The following is a 23661-nucleotide window of genomic DNA, read 5'->3' on the forward strand; positions in this document are numbered from 1 at the left end:
GCGAGAGCATCAGGCGCTCTCGCATACCCGCCGAAAACCGGAGAGACCATGGGCCGCGCAAGCATCGGATATATCAACAAGGATTACGAATCGATCCGCCAGGAGCTGTTGGCGAAGATCCCGCAGCTCACCGACCGCTGGACCGATTTCAACCACTCCGATCTCGGCGTCGTCCTGCTCGATCTGTTCTGCGGCGTGGGCGACATGCTGGCCTACTACCTGGACGCCCAGGCGGCGGAGGCCTTCCTGCCCACGGCCCGCCAGCGGCAGAACGTCATCAACCTCTGCAAGCTCATCGGCTACCGGCTGGATTCGCCGGTGGCCTCCACCACCACGCTGCGTTTTCGGCTCTCCGCTCCGCTTGGCAAGGATTTGACCATTCCGGCGGGTACGGCCTGCCGCGCCTTGCTGAATGACGGCGAGGCGGATTTCGAGACAGTCGAGGACGGCCTGATCCCGCGAGGCGTGCTCTCGGTAGACATCCCGGCCCGTCAAGGCGTGCGCCGCACCGAGACCTTCACATCGACGGGGCTGCCATTCCAGCGCATCCGCCTGACCGGCGACGCCATCGCCCAGGGCACCATCACCGTTACGGTGGGGGACGACGCCTGGAGCGAGGTCGATCATTTCCAGGACAGCCTGGCCGACAGCCGTCATTTCATGGCCGACCTGGACGCCCTCGACATCTCTACCCTGATTTTCGGCGACGGGCAAAGCGGCGCTGTACCCGCTCAGGGAAGCGCCATCACCGTCAGCTATCTGCAGACCATCGGAGACCAGGGCAATCTCGGTCCGAATCGGATCACCCAACTGCTGAGCCCGGTCTACCTCGACGGCGGCCAGGTCTCCCTGACCGTCACCAATCCTGTTCCCGCCACTGGCGGCGCTTCGCGGGAAGCCCTCGAACACGCCCGCAGACAGGCACCGGCAGAGCTGCGCAGTCTCTGGAAGGCCGTCACCCTGGAGGATTACCAGGCGCTCGCCGAAGGTTACCCCGGCGTCGCCAAGGCCAAGGTGCTCGACACCAATGCCTGCCAGAACATTCGCTATTACAACGTCCAACTGGCCATCGCCCCCAACGGCGGCGGAATGCCCTCGGCGCTGCTCAAGCGGGACCTCGCGGAGTTTCTCGAACGCCGCAAGGTCATCACGGTCGAGATCAACCTGTTCGATCCGATCTACCGCCCCGTTTCCATCGACGCCGAGGTCTACGTCTGGCCCGGTGAACCGCTGGAAAACGTGCGTAGCCGCATCGAAGCCGCGCTCTCCGATTTCTTTTCCTTCGACCAAGTCTCTTTCGGCCAGACCATTCACTTCTCCGACCTGGTGGCCCTGATCGATGGCGTGCGTGGCGTCAGCCACATGCATCTCTACGCGCCCAGGCAGGACATCCTGCTGCGCCACGGCGAAATCCCGGTTCTCGGCAGCGTCAACCTCGATCTGCGGAGGGCCGGTTGATGTCGGATTGGTTCAAGGACAATCTGCTCGGCCTGCTGCCGCCGCTTTACGAGCACAACGACGAGGCCGGTGACCTGCGCACCTTTCTGAGCCTTCCCGCCGGAACGCTGGACGAGCTCAAGCAGGCTATCGACGACTTCCCGACCATCTTCGACGTCGATCATTGCGACGAACGCTTTCTGCCGCTGCTGGCGAGACTGGTCGGCCTCGAAGTGGACGGCACCTGTTCGCCGGACTGTCAGCGCCGCCGCGTGTGGGAGGCGGTCGAAATCTATCGCCGCAAGGGCACCATCCCGGCCATCGAACGCGACTTTGACGCGCTCGGTTGGCAGGGAGAACTGCAGGAGACCTTCCGCTCGGCTCTGCGTCTCAATGCCCGTTCCCGACTCAGCAGCGCCAAGCTGCCCGGGCTGGTGTTCAGCCTCGGCGTGTTTCGTGTGCTGTGCCTCAACCAGACCGAAGGGCTGCGCGACGCCCTGGTGTTTCACCACCCGGCGGGCACGCGCTGTTTTTGGCTCCAGTTCCTCCTGGAATGGATCGAAGGCGGCGCGATGCTCGATTTCGGGCATACCAACGCCGTGCGCCGGATCGTGCTGGCGTTTCCCGACGAAACCTTCGTCCTCGGACGATCCTCGCTCGGTTCATGTCGTCACCTGACCAACAAGCAGAGGGCCTGGGAGCTGCTGCAGCTCACCAGCACCACGGAGATGATCCCGGAGATCGACCGGGCCGCCGTGAAGGTCTCCCGTTTTCACGGCCGCCAGAACCGGGTGCGTCTGAACCACAAGGCCCTCAACGACTGGCGGTTGCCGTACACCCGTATCGGGGAGGACCGGGTTTCCTTCTGCACGCCCATCTACACCGGCCGCGATTTCGAAGGCGATGTGCTGGAAAGCGGCTTCGGGCTGGGCGAGAGCCATCTCAACCGCAAATCGCTGACCCATGGCGAGACCGAGCTGCGCTACTGCTTTCGGCAGAAGGACTTCTTTTTCGACACGCAGGCGGAACCGGTCGAACGGGCGGAAGCCAAGTACGACCTGCGTCTGCCCCTGGAATCCCGGCACCGCCTCTGCTTCCAGCTTGGCCGCGCCAGGCTCAACGAAGGTCTCGACCTCACCGCCAACCAGGGCGGCATCAGCAATCTGCTGCTCGCCTCCACCGCTGGCTGCGACGCGGACGTCACTTTGGCCGTCGACCGGATCGACCGATGGCGGCGGAGAGGGCCTGTGTTCCGGCTCAACGCGAACACCCTGAACACCCGGTATCTGAGCAATGCGAATCTGACCGGCGAACGGGCCTCGCTTGAAGTCTACGTGGACACGGGCTCTCTCCAGCGCCATCGGGTCGAGACCATGAAGCTGGGCGCAAGCCCGCTCAACACCACCGGCCTGCGCCTTTCCGTGGATCGGACCCGCCCCATGCGCGTCAGCCGCATGCGCCTCAACCAGGCCGGATTCCGCTGGTCGCGGCCGTCCTACCGCTGGCTGTTCCGTCAGCAGGACCTGCACGCGCCCACGCAGGCCGGGTTCGAGGCCGCCACTAATAACTATCGCGCCACCCAGTGGCCCACCTGAAGGAGAACCCATGGCAATTCACCTCTATCTTGACGAAGCGCTGACCCAGCAGATTTCCGAGGGGGATTTCAGCCGTCCCGAGGCCGAGAGCTACAACGGCACCGACGGCGAGATCAAGGATCGGCAACTCTACGTCGCCAACGAGCAGACTGGCCTTGCCTCGGCCATCGACGCGGCGCAGACCGCCATCGCGCTGGCCGAACCGCGCTTTGCCGACGGCGAACTCATCATCATCGACGGCGAGCAGATGCTCGTCGAAAGCGGCGGCCGAACCGTCAATCTCATCGTTCAGCGGGGCGTGGCCAACACCGCTCCGACCGCGCACGACGCCGGGACGACTGTCTATTCCGGCTACGACTACACCGGGCTGGTGCTCGATCCCATCGACGAAACCGGCACCGACGAATCGGTCTGGTACCGACTATCCCTGACCCAGGCCGGACTCGACACCGCCACCCAGGGCGCACCGCTGAATCTCGGCGACAAGGCCTTCCAGCAGACGCTGTCTTTCTGGCGGCGCTGCACCGTGCTCCCGGGCACGCCGGTGCAAAACAAACTCGACATCAAGCTGCGCCTGACCGGCACGGAAAACCCAATTCTCTAAGGAGGCCGCCATGGCATACCACAGCATTCAAGGACTCGCCCACGGTCGGCTCGACCTGCTCAATCAACTGCGGACCTTTCTGGTGACCACCATCGGCTGGACACTGCATGACGACCAGTCGGCCGACCCGCAGCCGTATTTCGTTTTCAAGTCTCACGGGGAATCCGGGGCCGAGGACGTCTATCTGCAGTTCCGTATCAGCACCACCTCCGGGCGGATTCACGTCGCCGCATTCCAGTATTGGGACGCGGCCACCCACACCGGCGTCAACGAGGCTTCGCACACCAGTTACACCTACCTGCGGGTGGAGGACAGCGCCGACTTCATCTTCTGGCTGTTCGCCGACCTGGATCACGTTTTCGTGGTGACCAAGCTCGTCTCTACCTACTACGGCCATTACAGCGGCTTGCTGAAACGCTTCTGGTCCGGGGCCATCGCGCTCACGCAGGCGGCGGTCACCTCCGGAAGCGGCGTGGTGCTTCAGGTCAACGACGCCACCGTAGTCACACCCGGACAAGACTATGTGATCAAGGACGACGCGGGCATCGAACGCGTGCGGGTGAGCGCCATCGACACCGCAGCCACGCCGAACACCATTACTGTGGAGGCCCTCGTTCGGGATTACGCCTCGGGGGCAAAGATCGGCGAGGACCCGCAGCCGGTCATAAACAGTTACTACAACGCGCCGGGCACCTTCTACGCCGTGAACAAGTTCGACGGCTGGACTTCCGCCTCCGGCCAGCAGGGCCGCTGCGGCGCGGCCAACGGCGGTCTCCAGGGCGAAACCGATCCGGAGATGCGCTACGGCACCACCATCCTTTTTCCCTGGCTCGCCTCGATGTCCGGTTCCGCTGCCTACCAGGAACTGCGCGGCGAACTCATCGAGATCTTCTCCGTGGGCGGCGGCAACGTCGCCTCGGAAGACACCATTCAAATCGGAACGGACAGCTACCGCGTGTTCAACCTGACCACCGGCGGCTGGTGCGCGGTGAAGGAATAACCCCATGGCAACGCATAGCGGAAAGCTCAAACCCATCAGCACGATCACCGGCCAGCGTCGTCCGGAAACGCTTATGTCCATGAACCGGGGCCAGGCGCTCAAGCTCAGCGGGAGGATTCGCCGTGGCCGTGCATAAGGGACAACTGGCATCCATCACCACCCGCAGAGGCACACGGCGGCCGGAACTGCTCGCCATTGGAGCGGCGCAACCCGGAGCGCTTTTCGAGCTGTTTTCCGGGGCACCGGCCAGGCGCACGGTGATGGTTCGGGCCGACAGCGCAATGCGGGTCGCCCATCGGCTCGAACGTCGATCCGACCTCGCGCTTCGCGTGAACAACCGCCTGAACCGGAGCGCCGACCTGTGGCTCGTCGTCCATGGCCGTCTGGGCGTCGATGTTGACGCGGCGGTGCGGGTGACGCGCCCCTGGCTGCGGAGTATCGACACCAGCGTCCGGACATCCGGCGCACACATCAGCCGCTCCGACACCGTTCAGCGCATCGCGATCCCGGCCGGGCTGCTGGCCGACACGCGCCAGATCCTGTTCGCGGTGCTCATCGATCAAGACCACGAAATTCAGACCTAAAGGAGAACAGCAATGGCACTGGGACTCATCGTCAAAACCGGCCGGATACTGACGGCCAAACTCCTCCTCGGCCAGGCCGTGGACGGCATCACCCACTGCGCCATCGGCGACGGGGATGCCAGCTTCAGCGACCCGCAGAATCCGCCCGCGCCGGACATCGGTCAGACCGGGCTCAGAAACGAACGCGCCCGCAAGCGCTACTACAAGCGGACTTTCCTCAAGGAGGACGCCGAAGGGGCGCTGCTGGTCAACGGCGTGCGCTACCTCGAAACCGGCGAGGAGACCAACACCATCGGCATTTTCTTCCGCTTCGACGAGGCAGAGGCCAACGGCATCACCATCCGCGAATACGGCTTCTTCGGCGGCGACGTGCAGTACGTGCAAAGCGTCACCGGGGATCTCGCCATGGGAGGCGTGTTCCATCAGGACACCAACCCGACCGGCGAGTTGCTGCGTCCGGGCTACCTGTACGAGGTGAAGAACATTCCCGACTTCAACAAGATTTCCGACACCCGCGTGGAGCTGGTCGGGATCATCAAGATCTAACTGGAGGATTCAAACATGAGCATCTCACGCGAGACATTCGACCCGACCAAGAACTACAAGCGCATCCGCTACCATCAGGATCGCGACCTGCTGGATTCCGAACTCAACGAGCAGCAGGACATCATCAACCTGGAGCGGCGCAAGATCGCCGACATCCTGTTCAAGGAAGGCTCCATCATCATGGGCCTCGAGGTCAGCGCGGCCGCCAACGTCCTGACCATGGCCCCGGGCGTGGTCTACATCGACGGCCATCTGGAACAGGTGAGCGGCGCGACCCTGACCTATGATCCGGCCACCACCAGCGGGGCCGATTACGTCTATGTGGAGCTGCTGAAGTACAACTACGGCTACACCCAGGACCCGGCCCTGATCAATCCGGCCACCGGCGAGCCCACCGCCGAACGGGAAAAATGGGTTCTTTCTCTCAAGGCGACAGACACCAGCGGCCAGACGCTGCCCAACAACGTGGCCGAGCGCCGGGTGATCCCGATCTACAAGTTCGACCGGGAGAGCGGCGATGTCACGCCCACGGTGCAGGAGAAGTCCAACCTCTACCTGCGGGATCTGCTGGGCACGCTGCCGGGCAGCCGGATCACCGTCTCCTCGATCACCGAGGACCAGCTCTCCTTCGCCGCCGCCGAAGGGCTCAATTCCCTGATTCAGAATCTGGCCGAGCGCACCTTCGACCAGGCCGGAAGCTATCTGGTGCGGGGCTTCGACACCTTCATCGGCGGCGTCGACGACGACAGCGTGGAGGCGATCACCAACGCCGGACGCGCCTACATCCAGGGCTTCCGGCATCAGCGCGATCTGCCCACTTCGACCCTGGTGCCCAAATCCATCGCCACCAAGTCGGTGCGCGGGGAGCAGAAGACCTTCGACATCAACAAGCACCGCTATCCGGTCAACTCCACGCCGCTCAAGGAGACGACCCAGGTGGAGGCCATCGTCGAGATTACCCGCAACGTCACTCGCGGCTCGGTGGGCGGCGGCGAAGACCTGCTCGACCCCAATCCCGTGGTGGACATCCTCGAGGTCAGCCAAGGGGCGACCATCTTCCAGGAGGGCGTGGACTGGCAACAGTCGGGCAACCATGTCGACTGGCTCGGCTCCGGCAACGAACCGGCCATCGGCACCACCTACACGGTGCGCTGGACCTACACCAAGCAGATGGTCAAGGGCACCGACTACGTGGACAGCGGCTGGTTCGGGCAGGCCAACCATCCGGCGGCCGGAAACTACTTCTATCTGGTGACTGCCTACAACGCCACCGGCGAGACGGCCTTCAACGCCGCTGCGGTCATCGCCCGGGCAACCGCCGCCGGGGAGATGAACAAGCTCTCCTGGCTGCCGGTCAGCGGCGCGACCGGCTATCGCGTCTACCGGGCCGCCACCAACGGCGCACGCACCGACTACAAGCGCCTGATGGAACTGGGCAGCGAGGCGCTATCCTACGTCGACGACGGCGTCGAGGAGATCGGCACCGTTTCGCCTCCGGCCACCAACACCGCCGGGCTCACCATGTCGCCAGTGCAGCTCGAGCTGGGTAACCTCAACGTGATCAATTTCGGGCGCGGCAGCCTCGGCGATCAGCCGGTGAACGGCTCCAACTGCAGCCTGGACTACGACTATTACCTCGGCCGCCGCGACATCGTTTACGCCACCACCACCGAGATCAAACGGCTGGAAGGGGCTCCGGCGGATTTTCCGAAGCTGCCCATCGTGCCGGAAAACGCCCTGGGGCTGTGCAGCATCGACTGCCCGCCCAACTCCACCGACATGGAGATCCGCAACTTCGGCCTGACCCGCATCACCATGGACCAGATCCACGACATCATCCAAGACGTCGAGGACCTGAAGTACAACGACGCCCAGTACCAGATGAACAACGAGCTGCAGAACCGGGACGCCCAGACCAAGAAAGGCATCTACTCGGACGACTTCTCGAACACCGCCCAGTCAGACATCTACCACGCCGAATGGGACGCCCGAGTCAACGAGATCGCCCGTTTCGTCGCGCCGGACCGCATTCCTCACTCCACGGTGCTCTCGGTCGATCAGGCGGGCAGCAACGCGAGCTTCTTCGGCAGCCTGGCACTGCTGCCGGGCAACGAGACCGTGCTGGTGGAACAGAACGACTGGTCCGAGGAGCGGAACATCAACCCCTACGCCGTGTTCGACAAGCCCCCGGCCATGCTGCAGATCACGCCCAACCTCGGGCGGCGCGGCCAGACCGGCATCGCCGTCACCGGCATCAACTTCACCCCGAGCAAATCCGGCATCGTACTGCGCTGCGACGGCCAGGTGATGGCCAGCAACCTGATCAGCGACGAGGCCGGTCGGGTCAGCGCCTCCTTCACCATCCCGACCAACGCCCGCAACGGCAACCGCATCGTGGAGATGGCCGACGGCGTCTACTCGGCCCGGGCCAGCCTGCAGATCAACGATCCGCTGGTCATCACCCGCATCGAGCGCATCATCGAGAACCGCATCATCCGCGTGCCCGTGGTGCAGGTGGTCTGGCGCACCCAGACCATCTTCGTGCCCCGCGATCCGCTGGCCCAGACTTTCAGCTTCACCCAAAACCAGGTGATTTCCAGCATCGGACTGCAGTTCACCGCCAGGGACCCGAGCATTCCGGTCACGGTGCAGATTCGCGGCGTCACCACCGGTCTGCCCAACGGCGTGGTGTTCGCCGAGAAAGTGCTGGCCCCGAACGAGATCAGCCTGAGCGGCGAGACCCGCATTCGCTTCGACGACCCGTTCTACGCCGAGGCCAACACCAGCTATTCCGTGGTGCTGCTGACCAACAGCACCAATTACAAGGTGCGCACCGCCACCCTGGGCAAGATGGGCCGCTGGGGCATCATCACCCGGCAGACCTATATGGAAGGCGTGCTGCTGGAGAGCTCCAACGCCGAGACCTGGACGCCGCTCAACGGCTCCGACCTGGCGATGAAGATCTACGGCTACAACTTCCAATCCGAGGGCATGATCCGCTTCCAGCCGATCACCGGCGTGCAGTTCTCCGACATCAACCTCGACGAGTACTCGGCCATCCCCCAGGGCACCGGCCTCGACTGGGAATACTCCACCGACGGCGGCGTGACCTGGGACGCCATGGTTCCCGCAGAGGAGGAGCGGCTGCCCAACCTCGCCACCCGGGTCCAGATCCGCGTGCGCCTGAGCAGCTCGCTTTCCAACGACACCCCGGCCATCAACTTCCGCGACGTCAACCTGGTGGACTACCTCAACAAGACCACCGGGGCATACCTGACCCGCGAGAACGAGCTGACCCAGGGCGTGGAATCGACCAAGGCCTATGTGCAGATGCAAATCCCCAGCGGCACCACCCTGCAATGGTTCGCCAGCAACGACGGCGGCCTGACCTGGGAGGCGATGACCATCCAGGACACCCGGCCCATCGACGAGAACTGGACCGAGTACACCCTGGTGCGCACCTTCACCGACAACACCGGCAACAAGGTCCGCTACAAGGCCGAGATGACCGGCACGCCGCTGATCTACCCGCGCATCCATTCGCTGGGCGCGACCCTGAGCTAAGGAGGCACGGCCATGATCGTTCGACGCAAAGGCGGACTGACCGAGTTCATCCCTTCGCCGCAGGAGAAGCGCGACGGGCTGATCCGCGACCACGCCCTGGGCCTGCTGGAGAATCTGCACCAGCGCCTGGCGCGGCTGGAACGGGCATCAAAGCTCCCGGCCACCGAAGCGGAGGCCTTCACGGCGCTGCTGGCGCGGATGCGGGCCGACGAGTCGCGCAACCTCGAACTGCACGCCAGCCTGATCACCGGCGAAACCGCTTCCGGCTGACCGGCTCACTGCCACCGCCAACCCAGAAACTAGCGAGCAGCAAATCTTCTGATTCATTCCTATAGAGACAATAAATTTCCGCTTGACATTTTCATACGGTTATTTCAAATTGTTATTTGAAATAACCGTATTGTTTTTTGGAGGCAGATATGGCCTGAAAAAAATCAGAAGCAAAAAAGGAAAAGCTTTTGGCAGCAGCAGGTGATGTCTTCATCGAAAAAGGTTTCAGAGACGCTACGGTTGCCGAAATCTGTGCGCGGGCCGAAGCCAATGTCTCGGCCGTCAACTATCACTTCGGCAGTAAGGAGGCCCTCTACCAGCAAGCGTGGCGACATTCCTTTAAAGAGTCGATAGAGAATTATCCCCTAAGCGGTGGCGTCAGTGAGTCGGCTCCAGCTGAGGAAAGACTGCGTGGCCAACTGACCTCAACGATTCAACGTATTGCCGATGAGAACAACAAAGACTTTTTCATCGCTCAGATGGAAATGGTCAACCCCACAGGCCTGTTGCAGGAAGTGATGAAGAATGAACTCATCCCCATGCGGCAACAGACCCTCACGCTCGTCCGTGAACTCCTCGGCCCGAAATCAACCGAGCAGGACGTCCAATTCTGTGAGATCAGCATCATCAGCATGTGTGTTCACCCCATGGTGATGCAGAGAATCGCCAAGCGTTCCCATGCTGGTGAGGTGCCCCTCTTCATAGAGGACATAAACGCTTTTGCGGACCATGTAGTCGCATTCGCCTTGGCCGGGATCAACACCATTCGCAGCAAGGAAGTCAACTCATGATTATGCGCAACAAGAAGTCCATCATGATCGGCATATTGGCACTATGCCTGATCACTGCCGGTGTGGCCGCCGCCAAAATATATTTCTCTCCCCCGAAGGTGACCTACATCACCGCCCCGGTAACCCGCATGGATCTGGAAGAAAGCGTCCTCGCCACCGGCATCTTGAAGGCCTACAAGACTGTCGCGGTGGGGGCGCAGGTTAACGGGCAGCTCAAGACCCTGCACGTCGACCTGGGAGATACGGTGAAAAAGGGGCAATTGCTGGCCGAGATCGATCCGGTTCTTCCGCAGAACAATCTCAAGGATGCTGAGGCCCAGGTAGAAAACTTGAAAGCACAGCGCCGGTCAAAGCAGGCCCTGCTAAAACAGTATGACGCTGAATATCAACGCCAGAGCGAGATGAATGCCAAGGATGCCGCGTCACAAGCTGATCTGGAGAGCGCACAGGCCCAGATGGATGTCACCAGGTACGACATCGCGGCCCTGGACGCCCAGATCAAAAAGGCGCTTATCGCGGTCGACACGGCCAAGGCCAATCTTGGCTACACCCGCATTCATGCCCCCATCGACGGGACCGTGATTTCCATCGATACCGAGGAGGGGCAGACCGTGGTCTCGAACCAGTCGGCCACGACCATTTTGACTTTGGCGACCTTGGACACCATGACGGTCAAGGCCAAGATCTCCGAAGCGGATGTGGTGCGGGTCAAGCCTGGACTCACGACCTATTTCACCCTCTTGGGGGACAGCGATACCCGCTACTACGGAACCTTGCGGGCTGTAGAACCCGGACCAGTGTCGAGTGGGACAACCTCGACAGGAACAAGCAGCTCCAGCTCAGCCATTTATTACTACGGGTTGTTCGAGGTGCCCAACCCTGATCACACCTTCAAAGTCTCCATGACCGCTCAAGTTGCCGTCGTGCTCAATGAGGCCAAGCAAGCACTTAGCATTCCGATATCGGCCCTCGGGTCAAAACAGATGGATGGCAAGGCGACAGTCCGCGTTCTGACTGGTGAGCAGGCGGAAACCCGGACGATCCATACCGGAATTTCCAACAACGTCCAGGTTCAGGTCCTGAATGGGCTAAACGAGGGAGACAAAGTCATCATTGGTGACAGCTCCAACCTTCCTGCAGCTGACTCAGGCAGTATGCCCAGGCCTCCCAGAGGGTGATGACATGAGCAAGTCGTTACTCGAAATACGCGGCCTGGTCCGGCGCTTCCCAACGGGCGATCAAGAAATCGAAGTCCTGAAAGGGATTGACCTGACCATCCATGCTGGAGAAATGGTTGCCATCATCGGTGCGTCCGGCTCAGGAAAGTCGACGCTGATGAATATCCTCGGTTGTCTGGATCGCCCAAGCGATGGCAGCTACCGGATCGACGGTCGTGAGACCGCCAGCCTCTCTGATGACGAATTGGCTGGCTTGCGACGTGACTACTTCGGCTTTATCTTCCAGCGCTACCATCTGTTGCCCCATCTGACCGCGACTCAGAACGCGGAAATCCCGGCGATCTACGCGGGAAGCAACAAGCAGTCCCGTCAGGAGCGTGCTCGTAAGCTACTTGAGCGTCTGGGGTTGGCCGACCGCTGCGAGCATCGCCCCAACCAGCTTTCCGGCGGCCAGCAGCAGCGGGTCAGTGTCGCCAGGGCGCTGATGAACGGCGGCGATGTCATTCTTGCGGATGAACCGACCGGTGCCCTGGACAGTCAAAGTGGCAAGGAGATGATGGCGGTCCTGCATGAACTGCATGCGGGCGGCCATACCATCATCCTCGTCACTCATGACCAGCAGGTAGCAAGCCACGCCGAACGGATCATCGAGATCAGCGACGGCGAAATCATTCGCGACCAGGCCAATTCGCAACAGCAGCCATCGGAGGCCGCCACTCTGCCCCCCAAGGCAACAACCAACCAGCCCAGCAACTTTATCCAAGCCAACTGGGGCCGGTTTGCCGAGACCTTCAAGATGGCGCTCATCGCCATGCTCTCGCACCGCATGCGAACCCTGTTGACCATGTTGGGGATCATCATCGGGATCACTTCGGTGGTTTCGGTGGTCGCACTGGGTCAGGGAGCGCAGCAGAAGGTCATCAAGGACATCAGCGCCATGGGGACGAATGTCATCGATATCAACCCTGGCAAAGATTGGGGCGATGAAGACGCCGCCAGTATTCAGACCCTCGTGCCATCCGATCTGGAGGCATTGAAGGCTCAGGTGTATGTCGACAGTGCCTCACCGGCTACCGGTGGAAGCCAATTGCTCCGCTTTAAGAACCTGACTGCTAATGCATGGGTGAACGGCGTGAGCGAACAGTATTTCCGGGTTAAGGGGTATGAGATAGCCGACGGTATCGCCTTTTCTGCCGACGACGTGAAACAGCAGGGGCAGGTGGCGGTGATCGACCAGAACACCCGCAAGAAGTTCTTCGCCTCGGAGGACCCTATTGGTCAGATCCTTTTTGTCGGTGAGCTTCCGTGCCGGGTGATCGGCGTCACCAAGGAAAAGGACGGCCCGATGGGGAGCAGCTCGTACCTCCAGGTCTGGATACCCTACAGCTCCGCGATGAACCGGTTGCTGGGGCAGCAGCATTTCAACTCGATCACGGTGAGGGTCAAGGACGGTATCTCCAACCAGGTCGCAGAACAGAGCATCACGAAATTGATGGCGCAGAGGCACGGCCGCAAGGATTTTTATACCAACAGCAGCGACAGCATCATGAAGACCATCAACAAAACCACCACTACACTGAAGCTGATGATTTCGGCAATCGCCGTCGTGTCCCTCATCGTCGGCGGTATCGGCGTCATGAACATCATGCTGGTATCGGTCACGGAGCGCACCCACGAGATCGGCATCCGGATGGCGGTCGGGGCGCGTCAGGAGGACATCATGCAGCAGTTCCTCATCGAATCGGTCCTGGTCTGCCTGCTCGGAGGGATGATCGGAATCCTCTGCTCCTTCGGCGTCGGCAAAGTCTTTTCCATGTTCGTCAGCAGTTTCTCCATGCAGTTTTCCTTTATGTCGATCATTTCGGCTTTTCTCTGCTCATCTCTGATCGGTGTTGTCTTCGGTTTCATGCCTGCTCGCAACGCAGCACGACTCGACCCGATCGAAGCATTGGCTCGGGAGTAATCTCCACATGAAACGTAAATCAACAATCCGCTATGCCTTGATCCTCCTGGTTGCCACTATGTTGGGAGGGTGTAGTGGTTTACTCCATCGCAGCGAATACAACCGGCCTGATGTTTCAATGCCGCAGCAATGGCAGGCAACGGGTGTCACCGGTTCTTCAGTAGCCACCGCTGCACAGTGGTGGCGTGATTTTAACGATCCTGTCCTGAGTGAACTGATCGAGCGGGCACTCAAAACCAATAACAACCTGGCAGCTGCCACCATCAAGGTCAAGAGGGCGCAGCTCTCATCACGGCTGACCGGAACCAACCTGACTCCGTCACTGTCGGCGACTGCCAGCAGCCGCCGGAGCCGCGACCTGACAAACCACGTCGACACAGATTCGAGCGGTGCGGCTCTATCGGCAAGCTATGAGTTGGACCTTTGGGGGAAATTAGCGGGTGCTCGCGATGCCAGCAGTTGGGAAACTGAAGCGACTGAATTCGATCGCCAAAGCACTGCGTTATCGCTGGTCGGCACAGTTGCGACGAACTATTGGACCATCGCCTATCTGAATGACCGTATCGCATCGGTTGAGGCAAGCATTGCCAATGCCGAGAAAATCCTGGGGCTGGTGGAAGTCAAATACGCAGCCGGAGCCGTTTCGGGCCAAGACAAGATTCAGGCTCAACAGACCATTGTCAGTCAAAAAGCCCAGCTAACGCAGTTGCAGCAACAGCGCAATGAGGCGCGTAACGCACTGGCGATCCTGTTCGACCAATCCCCGGAAAACACGTTGCCGGAACTGCAACGCTTGCCTTCCGGGTCATTGCCACAAGTGGATGCGGGCCTGCCAGCCAGCATCCTTGCCCAACGCCCCGACCTCCAGGCCGCAGAATTCCGACTGAAAAAGTATCTGGCAAACGTCGACAATACCCGTGCCAGCTATTACCCGAGCTTCACTCTCACCGGTTCACTCGGCACGAGCAGCACAAGTCTGACCGACGTTCTAAAGAACCCCTACACCATCCTGGGGGCGGGATTATCGCTGCCTTTTATCGAGTGGAACACGATGGAGCTGAATGTCGAGATCGCAAAGACCGATTACGAAGAAGCCGTTGTCAATTTCAGGCAGACGCTGTACTCAGCCCTGAGCGACGTCGAAAATGCGTTGTCCGCTCGCAGCCATTTTGCCGAGGAGGTCAAGCAACGGGAAGAGTATCTGGCCTTGTCCGTCAAAGCCGAGGAGTTAGCAAAAATACGCTATCGGTCGGGGGCTACAGCACTTCAGTCCTGGCTGGATGCCCAGGAAAGTCGGCGAGATGCCGAACGAGCGCTGGCGGTAGCGCGGCTGTCGGAACTCCAAAACAATATGGCTTTGTATCAAGCTCTTGGTGGTGCGATGCAGATGTAAAACCGCCGAAGCGGAGGCCTTCACGGCGCTGCTGGCGCGGATGCGGGCCGACGAGTCGCGTAACCTCGAACTGCACGCCAGCCTGATCACCTCTGATACCGCCTCCGGCTGATCCGGCTCATTGCCACCGCCAACCCAGAAACCCCGGATACGGCCAGCCCGTTCCGGGGTTTCTGCCGTCTGTGCGCCGCCCAATCCGGCCAAACTCGCAAGTCATTGAAAATAAAGGTGTTAAATGTCGGCTTTGGCTGTTCTTCTACTTGATTTGTGTCTGGAAAGAAGCATTCATTCATGGTGTAAGCAGAGGCTAAAAAGCCTTGCCTGACAACGACTTAGAAGCGCCATGAACGACGGAGGCACGCATGAACCTGAAAGAGATCCACTACGGGATCGAGATCGAGACCGTAAAACGCACCCGGGAACAGATCGCCTGGGCCATCCACTCGGTGGTGGGCGGCACGGTCCGCCATGTCGGCATCCCCAGCAGCTATGACCCCTGGGAGGTCGAGGACCTGCGCGGCCGCGTCTGGAAGGTGGTGGGGGACGCCTCCCTGACCAGCGTCCCGGCCCATCTGCGGGCCGAGGTGGTCAGCCCGGTGCTCGGCTACGACGATATCCCGCAACTGCAGGAGGTGGTCCGGGCCATCCGCCGCGCCGGAGGCAAGATCAACAGCCAGTGCGGCATCCACATCCATATCGACGCCGCGCCCTTCGACGGAAGGCACCTGGGTAACCTGGCCAAGATCATCTACAAGCAGGAGCCGCTGATCCTCCACGCCCTCGGCATCAGCCGCGACCGGCTCAACCGCTACACCCGGCCGGTCAGCGACGAGCTGATCCAGCGCATCGAACAGCATCGCCCCCGCACCAAGGACCAGCTCAACCGCATCTGGTACGGCTACCACAACCGCCAGCCCCAGCACTACGACAACAGCCGATACCACGGGGTCAACCTGCACAACGTCTGGTACCGGGGCACGGTGGAGTTCCGCTGGTTCGAGGCGTCCCTCCACGCGGGGCGGATCAAGGCCTACCTGCAATTCTGCCTCGCCGTCGCCGCCAAGGCGCTCAATGGTCGGGCCGCCTCCAGCCGCAAGCGAGACTTCGATCCCCAGAGCGCCAAGTACGACTTCCGGGTCTTCCTGCTCCACCTCGGGCTGATCGGCGATGAGTTCAAGACCGCCCGCAAGCATCTGATGGCCAACATGCCCGGCGACGCAGCCTTCAAGAACGGACGCCCCAAACCGCAGGACGTCCTTCCGGACGAAACAACCACTCTCACCAACGAGGCCGGGCAAGTTCCCGGCCTCACTGTTTAAGGAGGTGCCCCATGAAGATTCTGATCCGCTCCACCACGCTGGACGGCGAACCGATCCCAGGCAGCGGGGAAACCCTGCAAGCCGACGACTGCCTCGAAGTGGTCGAGCTGATGCGCGGCCAGACACCTTTTACCGCCAGCCGAGCCCCCCGGGACTACATGACCGAGGTGCTCTCCGGCATTGAAGGCGGACCGACCTATCCACTGCCGGAGGACGCCGCCGCTGCGGCCGCCGAGTTTCTCACCCGTCTGGCTCGGCACGGCCTGATCGAGTTTCTGCCCGACGACAAGGCCAGCGATCCCTGGCCGGAACGCTTCCTCGAAGCCCTAGAGACGGTGCGGCTCTCCGGGCGCACCAACATGCTCGACCACCCGGAGGTGACCCGGCTGACCGCCGAGATGGGCTACCCGGAGGTGGCCGAGTGGCTGGCGGACCACCGGCGCGAATACGCGGCCTTCGTCCTCGAAGGGACGAGACCGCTCGGTAAGAACTTCGGCGGCAAGGAGGACCCGGCTCCATGTGCGGACAAGTAGGCATCATCTTCGGCCGCAAGCGCAGACGGCCCAACGAGCGGGATTACCTGCGCGAGCTCTTCATCCGCATGCTGCTGCACAGCGAGGAACGCGGACCGCACGCCTCCGGTCTGGCCTGGCTCAAGACCGACGGCAGCCACCGCATCTTCAAGCGGCCGATGCGGGCGCACGAGCTGGTCTACGAGAAGCCGTTTCAGGAGCTGCTTGGGCAGGTCGACAACGAGACCACCATCCTTATGGGCCACACCCGCTGGCGCACCCGGGGCAACGAGTTCAATAATCGCAACAATCATCCCATCCGGGCCGGGATCGTCATCGGCACCCACAACGGCACCATCTACAACGCCGATTATCTGTTCCGCCGTCTCGGGCTGCCGCGCTACGCCGAGGTGGATAGCGAGCTGATCTTCCGCCTGGCCGACCGCTTCGCGCCCGAAGGCCCCATCGACCAGGAGGGCCTGAAGAAGGCGCTTGCCCTCTGTCGCGGTCAGATGAGCGCCGTGCTGGCCTCACGGCTCGACCCCGGCACCATCACCGTACTCAAGGGCAACAAGCCACTCTGCCTGCGCATCCACCGCCAGCACCGGGTTTTGCTCTACGCCTCGGACGACGCTTTCATCGACTTTGCCGTGGATAACGAGAAGGGCTGGCGCGAGCTAGAGGTGCCGCCCATGACCATGCTCACCATCCGCCACGCGGATGTGCGGGCCATCGAGAACAGCGAATTTCGCTTTATCCCCCAGGAGCGCAAAGGGACAATTCCAGAAGGAGTGAATGCATGAACATTGAAGAACCCTCGAAGCTGACAAATCCGCAGGACAGCGGATTTGGACGCACTGAAAGTGCGCCCGCAGGGCGAGGGCCAGGGACGGCCCGAGTCAGCACAAACCCGGAAGACTCTCCCGAGGCCATCCTCCGGCTCTTCGTCTACGGCACCCTGAAACGGGGCTACTGGAACCATCAACGTTTCTGCGCCCAGGCCCGCAGCACCGAACCGGCCGTGGTCTGGGGCAGGCTCTACCACCTCCATGCCGGGTTCCCGGCGCTTGAGGTGCCGGAAGGTCTGATCCTGGCCCGGGGCACCGACGATCCGCTGGCCGACGCCCGCAGGCAGCAGGAGAGCGGCACACCGCGCTTCGGCCGCCCGACCGGCGACTGGGATCTGATCTATGGGGAACTGGTGACCTTCACCGATCCTCAGCGCGATCTACCGCCCATCGACCGGCTGGAAGGCTTTCGGCCCGGCGGGCACAGCATGTACCAGCGGGTGATGGTGGCGGCATCCAGGGGCACAATCGCCTGTGCTGTATGGACTTACACCATGCATGCGCCTCAAAACGGCCACCGGGTCACCAACGACAATCAGGCCGTTTTTTGGAAAAGTCGGCACTAATCGGCACAAAACGCTTGATTTTGGCAACCCATCAATGTAGTTTATGGAGGTTAATTTGCGGCATTGTGTCCGGATTTCGGGACTCCCGGAGGCCTTCGGGCTTTTACCGAAAACTTGATGAACGAAGGACGAAGGCTATGGATGAGAGATGGCTGACAGTCGATGACATTTGCAAATATCTGAATGTAAGCAACGAGACGGTCTACAAGTGGATCGAACAACGGGCTATGCCTGGTCATCGCGTCGGTCGTCGTTGGATGTTCAAGCAGGACGAGGTAGACGCATGGGTCCGCTCTGGTGGTGCGGCTGACAGGGTAAATGTCACAACTGATAAGTGAGTAAAGGCGATTCATGAATAACCAGCGAGTAAAATTTTCAGGACATCAGACTTTTTCCCTCCGCTATGGTTGGTTGGAGAAGGGCTACGAGTTCACCGCAAACAGAAAAAGCTTTTCTCACGAATCAGCTATTGTTGATTTGGGCGTTGGAAAAAACATGGTCGATAGCATTAAGTACTGGTGCGATTTGACCGGGATCATCGAAGACGATGTTGTTACCCGTTTCGGGAAGAAACTATTGGACGAGAGATCAGGCTGGGATCCTTTTTTGGAGGACCAAGCTTCCTGGTGGTTGTTGCATTGGAAACTTACTACAAACCTGAACTATAAGACTTCAGGCACGGCTCTCTTCTCTTACCTCCGAAAGCCTGAATTTTCGAAACAGGATGTGGCTGAAGCAGCCTTGCGTTTTGTTGATGCAGGCAAGAAATCTCCATCCGACAACATTATTATGAGAGATGTCGACTGCTTTATCCGCTCTTATTGCGGACTCAAGCGATTTGAGAAAAAAAAATCCGGAGAGGAATCATTCGATTGTCCCCTGCAAGAGCTGAACTTAATTCAGGCGATGAGTGGAGGAGACTTTTACCGCTTTTCAATCGGGGCCAAAGCTTCTCTTCCCGCAGAAATTATTGGTTATGCAATCTGCGAGTATTTCGGACGAGAAAACAAGAGCGCAATGACAATTCAGGGAGTGCTCTACAAGGAAGGAAGCCCTGGGCAAGTGTTTATGCTGGATGAAAACGCATTGATTGAGGCCGTTCAGGAATTACATGAAAACTCGATTTGGGGGAATCGGTTCGATTTCACAGAGTCCGCTGGTGTTGCACAAGTGCATTGCAATGTAGCCCTCGATGAAGCCGAAGAGTTGCTAAGCAGCTATTACTGCCGAGGGGATGTGTGATGGGCAAAGGCCTGAAAAGATCTCATTATGTTGCGGTAGCGCCTCGATTTTTGCGCTCTGTCAACCTTCATAACGACTGGCAGAACATTGGCAGTGCGTCCGGTTACATTGTAACCCCCAATGTAGCTCAGGCGCTGGAGCAACTGAGCGAAGGGTTGTTATCTGAAAAGGGGCAGCGGGCCTTCGCTTTGACCGGTCCATACGGAACCGGGAAATCAGCATTTGCGGTTTTTCTTTGTCAGCTTTTGGATCGGGATGCCAGGAAGGTTGACCAGGCAGCTAAAATGCTTGCCCCGGAATACTCCAAGCTGAATGCAAAGTTGCGGCAAATTCGCAAAACCAAAGACGGCCGAGAGGGATTTCTTCTTGTCCCGGTTACGGCTCGTCGTCGCCCCATCGCGCAATTGCTGTTGGAAGGAATGCTCGAGGCCGTCAGGGGCATGAAACCTTCTACATCAGTGAGGGATCTCCATGCTCGAATTGAGGAGGCGCTTCGGCGAAAGGCTTGGCGAGACACTGCCATTGTGGTTGGTTTTCTGACTGACGTTCAGAAAGAGGCGGAGAAACAATTTTTCACTGGCGTTCTCTTGCTTGTTGACGAGGCGGGGAAAACACTGGAATACGCCCTTCAGGATCGAGCAGGTGGCGACGTATATATTTTCCAGGAGTTGGCGGAATACGCCAGCCGCCAATCGAAAACACCTCTGCTGTTTCTCATTACCCTGCACCAAATGTTTGACGACTATGTTGAGCTGTCTGATCGAACTCTTCGTAATGAGTGGAACAAGGTCCAGGAGCGTTTTCAGTCTATTCAATTCAGCGAGTCAGCGGGCACCACAATAAGGCTTATAGCTTCAGCATTACATCCAGCTGTCAATTTGCCAAAGCCAATAGCGGATGAGTTGGATTACGCTTTGTTGGACATCAAAAAGGGAGCAATCTCACTCCCTTTTGGCCTGGAATATGCCGAATTTGAAAAAATAGCTCGTCGCTCATGGCCATTGCACCCTAGCTTATTGCTGGCAATGCCCTACTTATTCAGAAGGCTCGCACAGAATGAACGATCCATTTTTTCTTATTTAACCAGCTGCGAGCCATTTGCCTTCCAGTATCATATTGACCATCCTGTTGACGGGGGTGACAACTTTATCCGTCTGCATCATATCTATGCCTATTTATTAGCTAACTTTGAGGCGGGGCTAGCTCGCTTGCCGCACGCGAAACGTTTATTGGAGGCCAACGACATTATAAATAGCCGTCACTATCTAAGTCACGCCCAACTTGAAATTGTGCAGACAGTGGCGCTTTTAAATGTCTTGTCAGAAATATGTCCTCTTCGCGCCACAGCGCAAATTCTCAGGAGTGCTGTTTCTAGCCCGGCAACACTAGATCAGGACCTGGAGTTTTTGAGACAGCAGTCGGTAGTCACTTATCGACGATTGGACAACTCATATCGGGTTTGGGAGGGCAGCGATGTCGATATCGAAGCCCGAATGAATGAAGGTAGGAGAAAGCTTCAGATTGAAAGTGTGTCGCCCTTGGAGGCTCTTTGCCATCACCTTCCTGCCAGGACTCTCGTTGCCCGTCGCCACAGCCTGAAAACTGGTGTCAACCGTTATTTCAATCTGATGTATGCGGAGAGTTTGAGCAAAAGTATTCTGAAGGCAGCTGACAGATTTGAAGATGCAGCAGGCACCATTATTGTGTTGCTGCCACAAGCCAACATAGAGCGACTGAAGGCTGAAGCTCTCGAAGCGACCAAAGGACAAAAAAGGCTCATTATTGCTCTGCCCACACAAGTTGATGCCTTACGCGGTGTCGCGGAGGAGGTAGCTTGCTTACGTTGGGTCGAAAAAAATACGCCTGAACTCCGTGATGACCGCATTGCCCGGCGCGAGTTAAACTTGAGGCTCGCTATGGGAGAACAGCACATCGCCCAACATATTCAGACGTTGCTAGATCCTCGTCCTGCGCCGGTGGGCAATTCTTGTCAATGGATATGGCACGGTCAAGACCAGCAGCCGCAAAAGCCTGTTGATGTAACAAAATTGCTATCCCTAGCATGTGACCAAATATACCATTTAACCCCCATGGTCCGAAATGAGCTGGTCGTCAGAAAAAAACTTTCAAGCGCTGCTTCAGCAGCACGACGTTGTCTGTTGGAGCGCATGTTGGAAAGGCGCGGTGAGGAGTGTCTTGGCATTGAAGGCTACCCTCCTGAACGCAGCGTATATGAATCCGTGTTACGTGCTTCTGGGGTTCACTTCTTTAATGCTGACCGTCAGCGGTGGGACTTCGGACCTCCTTCTGAGGGCAATAGCTGCAACCTACGGCCATCGTGGGATTTGATTGAGGATATAGTATTCGCGGAAAATATTCAGCGGATCGAACTTGTCGACCTGTTTGAACAGCTTGCAAATGTCCCATATGGTCTTCCGGATGGTGTTCATCCAATTATATTTGTTGCCTTTTACCTCCATTACCAGGATGAGTTGTTTCTTTATAGGGAAGGTACTTTTATTCCCGAAGTCCTGTCGGCCCACCTGGAGCTGCTGCAAAGAAGGCCTGACCTATTTGCGGTTTCGGGCGCAAAGCTTGATGGCACCCGCAAGGCGGTTGTGGAACGTCTGGCCACAGGTTTAAAACAGGCTCCTAAGACGGCCTCGGTCGTGCGTGCACTGTATCGTGTATTGAATTCGTTGCCACCCGTCACGCAGAAAACAACCCAGATCGGGAATGCTGCGGCAGTAAAAGTGCGCGACTGCCTGCTGCACGCGGCTTCACCGGAACAGCTCCTTTTTGTCGACCTGCCACGTTGTTTTGGGCTGCAGCCATTCATGCAGGGGCAGAGGCGTGAAAGAGACGTGGATTATTTTTTTGAGCAGCTCAATAACAGTCTTTCCACCTTAAACAACCACGGCCCAAAGTTGCTTGAGAAGAAAAGGAAGGTCTTGCTCCGTAACTGTGGGCTTGCCGAAAACATCGATGGGTGGCACGAGCTCGAGCGTAGAGCGGCATGGCTCGTGCCACGTATTAAGCATGAGGTGCTGACCCCCTTTCTCAACTGTGTAAATAACGGCATTGCCGACGACCACAACGCACGCCCAGCATTGTCTCTGATCGCCAACCGGCCTTTTGAGCAGTGGACTGACATGGACTTAGAGAGTTTTGAAGGGTTGGCAAAAGGTATGGGGGAGCTGTTCCGGCAGACTTGGCTTAACTATGGGGATGCTGGTCCTGTCTTGACTGACAAGGAGCTCGAGCAAAAGGAGGCCTTCCGGATAATGCTGGAACCTCAGCTCAGCAAACTAAGAGGGAAAGGCAATTCCCGCGCCCTTGCCGCTGCCTTAAGGGAGCTATTGAGCACAATTGAGTCGAACCAGAATTAGATTGCAAGGAGTTCCTGATGTATTCCGATACTCAAATATCTGCAAAATCCGATAAGCCTGTGCGACATATTCTGGCACTGTCAGGGGGTAAAGATAGCTCTGCTCTAGCTGTTTACATGTTGGGCAAGATTCCGGATGTCGAATATGTTTTCTGTGACACAGAAAAGGAGCTTGATGAGACGTATGAGTACTTGGTTAAACTAGAAACTTTTCTCGGCAAAAAGATTCATTTTCTTAAATACTCATCGGGATATGGGTTCGACGAGATCCTTCAAATCAAGAAAGGTTTCCTGCCATCTCCAAAGTCTCGCTGGTGTACAGAGTATCTAAAACTGAAGCCTTACGAAGATTTCATAGGCAACGATCCTGTAATCAGCTATGTCGGCATACGAGCAGATGAACCTCACCGTACAGGCTACATTTCAACAAAACCCAATATGAAAACAGTCTTACCCTTTGTTGAAAATAATATACGTCTTGAAGATGTGGAAAGGATTCTTAATGAGTCAGGGCTGGGGGTGCCTCGTTATTATGAGTGGCGGTCCCGGTCAGGATGTTATTTTTGCTTCTATCAGCAAAAGCGTGAATGGGTAGGATTGCTTCAAAATCACCCTGAACTTTTTGAAGAAGCAAAAAAATACGAAAAATACGATCCAGAAACAGGTGAACGGTATACCTGGAATCAGGGTGAGACCCTTGATGAGCTGGCCCAACGCGCAGAGGCAATTATGGAAGAGCACGCAAAAAGGAAAGAGCGTGAGACGAATGCTTTTAAGGGACATCAGAAACTGAAAGATATTTGGGGCTATGACTCCGACGATGGCGAGTCTCTCTCTTGCAACATCTGTCATCTTTAGGAT

At 58.6% G+C, this 23661-nt stretch carries 21 protein-coding genes; all 21 read left to right on the forward strand.

The features are described from left to right. Positions 1-48 precede the first annotated feature (48 nt). The 21 genes from ACTVJH_RS08655 to ACTVJH_RS08755 all read left to right on the forward strand — a co-directional run bounded on the left by ACTVJH_RS08655 (position 49) and on the right by ACTVJH_RS08755 (position 23658). On the forward strand, positions 49-1458 hold the full coding sequence (locus ACTVJH_RS08655; RefSeq protein WP_054033035.1) for a baseplate J/gp47 family protein: 1410 nt from the start codon (positions 49-51) through the stop codon (positions 1456-1458). Further along, the gene (locus ACTVJH_RS08660) at positions 1458-3032 is read left to right on the forward strand and encodes a phage tail protein (RefSeq protein ID WP_054033036.1); all 1575 of its coding nucleotides are present in this window, start codon (positions 1458-1460) and stop codon (positions 3030-3032) included. The genes ACTVJH_RS08655 and ACTVJH_RS08660 overlap by 1 nt, the downstream gene beginning before the upstream one ends. Positions 3033-3042: 10 nt before the next feature. Further along, a complete protein-coding gene (locus tag ACTVJH_RS08665) occupies positions 3043-3636 on the forward strand; it encodes a hypothetical protein (RefSeq protein ID WP_054033037.1) in 594 nt (197 codons plus the stop codon). A 10-nt stretch (positions 3637-3646) separates the two neighbouring features. After that, complete coding sequence (locus tag ACTVJH_RS08670) at positions 3647-4636, forward strand: hypothetical protein (RefSeq protein WP_054033038.1); 990 nt, start codon at positions 3647-3649, stop codon at positions 4634-4636. Positions 4637-4640: 4 nt separating this feature from the next. Further along, positions 4641-4772 (forward strand): hypothetical protein, encoded by a 132-nt coding sequence (locus ACTVJH_RS08675; protein ID WP_268750702.1) that lies wholly within the window; start codon positions 4641-4643, stop codon positions 4770-4772. Then, on the forward strand, positions 4759-5220 hold the full coding sequence (locus tag ACTVJH_RS08680) for a hypothetical protein (protein WP_054033039.1): 462 nt from the start codon (positions 4759-4761) through the stop codon (positions 5218-5220). The genes ACTVJH_RS08675 and ACTVJH_RS08680 overlap by 14 nt, the downstream gene beginning before the upstream one ends. A gap of 12 nt (positions 5221-5232) precedes the next feature. Continuing rightward, the gene (locus ACTVJH_RS08685) at positions 5233-5766 is read left to right on the forward strand and encodes a hypothetical protein (RefSeq protein WP_054033040.1); all 534 of its coding nucleotides are present in this window, start codon (positions 5233-5235) and stop codon (positions 5764-5766) included. Between the two features lie 15 nt (positions 5767-5781). After that, complete coding sequence (locus ACTVJH_RS08690) at positions 5782-9330, forward strand: DUF4815 domain-containing protein (RefSeq protein WP_455989452.1); 3549 nt, start codon at positions 5782-5784, stop codon at positions 9328-9330. Positions 9331-9342: 12 nt separating this feature from the next. Further along, complete coding sequence (locus ACTVJH_RS08695; RefSeq protein WP_455989454.1) at positions 9343-9600, forward strand: VrlD; 258 nt, start codon at positions 9343-9345, stop codon at positions 9598-9600. Between the two features lie 188 nt (positions 9601-9788). Next, positions 9789-10391, forward strand: a complete 603-nt coding sequence (locus tag ACTVJH_RS08700; RefSeq protein WP_455989456.1) for a CerR family C-terminal domain-containing protein — start codon at positions 9789-9791, stop codon at positions 10389-10391. Next, entirely contained in the window at positions 10388-11569 is a 1182-nt protein-coding gene (gene macA, locus ACTVJH_RS08705) for a macrolide transporter subunit MacA (RefSeq protein WP_455989458.1), read from the forward strand. The genes ACTVJH_RS08700 and macA overlap by 4 nt, the downstream gene beginning before the upstream one ends. Positions 11570-11573: 4 nt before the next feature. Next, positions 11574-13532, forward strand: a complete 1959-nt coding sequence (locus ACTVJH_RS08710; RefSeq protein WP_455989460.1) for a MacB family efflux pump subunit — start codon at positions 11574-11576, stop codon at positions 13530-13532. Between the two features lie 7 nt (positions 13533-13539). Beyond that, a complete protein-coding gene (locus ACTVJH_RS08715; RefSeq protein ID WP_455989462.1) occupies positions 13540-14925 on the forward strand; it encodes an efflux transporter outer membrane subunit in 1386 nt (461 codons plus the stop codon). Between the two features lie 362 nt (positions 14926-15287). Further along, entirely contained in the window at positions 15288-16244 is a 957-nt protein-coding gene (locus ACTVJH_RS08720) for an amidoligase family protein (protein WP_455989464.1), read from the forward strand. A gap of 11 nt (positions 16245-16255) precedes the next feature. Beyond that, positions 16256-16777 (forward strand): DUF5049 domain-containing protein, encoded by a 522-nt coding sequence (locus ACTVJH_RS08725; RefSeq protein ID WP_455989466.1) that lies wholly within the window; start codon positions 16256-16258, stop codon positions 16775-16777. Further along, the gene (locus tag ACTVJH_RS08730) at positions 16762-17559 is read left to right on the forward strand and encodes a glucosamine 6-phosphate synthetase (RefSeq protein ID WP_455989468.1); all 798 of its coding nucleotides are present in this window, start codon (positions 16762-16764) and stop codon (positions 17557-17559) included. Before ACTVJH_RS08725 ends, ACTVJH_RS08730 begins: the two co-directional genes overlap by 16 nt. Next, a complete protein-coding gene (locus tag ACTVJH_RS08735) occupies positions 17556-18170 on the forward strand; it encodes a gamma-glutamylcyclotransferase family protein (RefSeq protein ID WP_455989470.1) in 615 nt (204 codons plus the stop codon). The genes ACTVJH_RS08730 and ACTVJH_RS08735 overlap by 4 nt, the downstream gene beginning before the upstream one ends. A gap of 137 nt (positions 18171-18307) precedes the next feature. Then, complete coding sequence (locus ACTVJH_RS08740) at positions 18308-18508, forward strand: helix-turn-helix domain-containing protein (RefSeq protein ID WP_455989472.1); 201 nt, start codon at positions 18308-18310, stop codon at positions 18506-18508. Positions 18509-18521: 13 nt separating this feature from the next. After that, positions 18522-19412 carry a DUF4007 family protein gene (locus ACTVJH_RS08745; RefSeq protein WP_455989474.1) on the forward strand — a complete coding sequence of 297 codons (891 nt, stop codon included), beginning with the start codon at positions 18522-18524 and terminating at the stop codon, positions 19410-19412. Next, entirely contained in the window at positions 19412-22801 is a 3390-nt protein-coding gene (locus ACTVJH_RS08750) for a hypothetical protein (RefSeq protein ID WP_455989476.1), read from the forward strand. The genes ACTVJH_RS08745 and ACTVJH_RS08750 overlap by 1 nt, the downstream gene beginning before the upstream one ends. A gap of 17 nt (positions 22802-22818) precedes the next feature. Continuing rightward, the gene (locus tag ACTVJH_RS08755; protein ID WP_455989478.1) at positions 22819-23658 is read left to right on the forward strand and encodes a phosphoadenosine phosphosulfate reductase domain-containing protein; all 840 of its coding nucleotides are present in this window, start codon (positions 22819-22821) and stop codon (positions 23656-23658) included. Positions 23659-23661: the final 3 nt, after the last annotated feature.

The organism is Desulfoplanes sp. PS50, assembly GCF_053851535.1.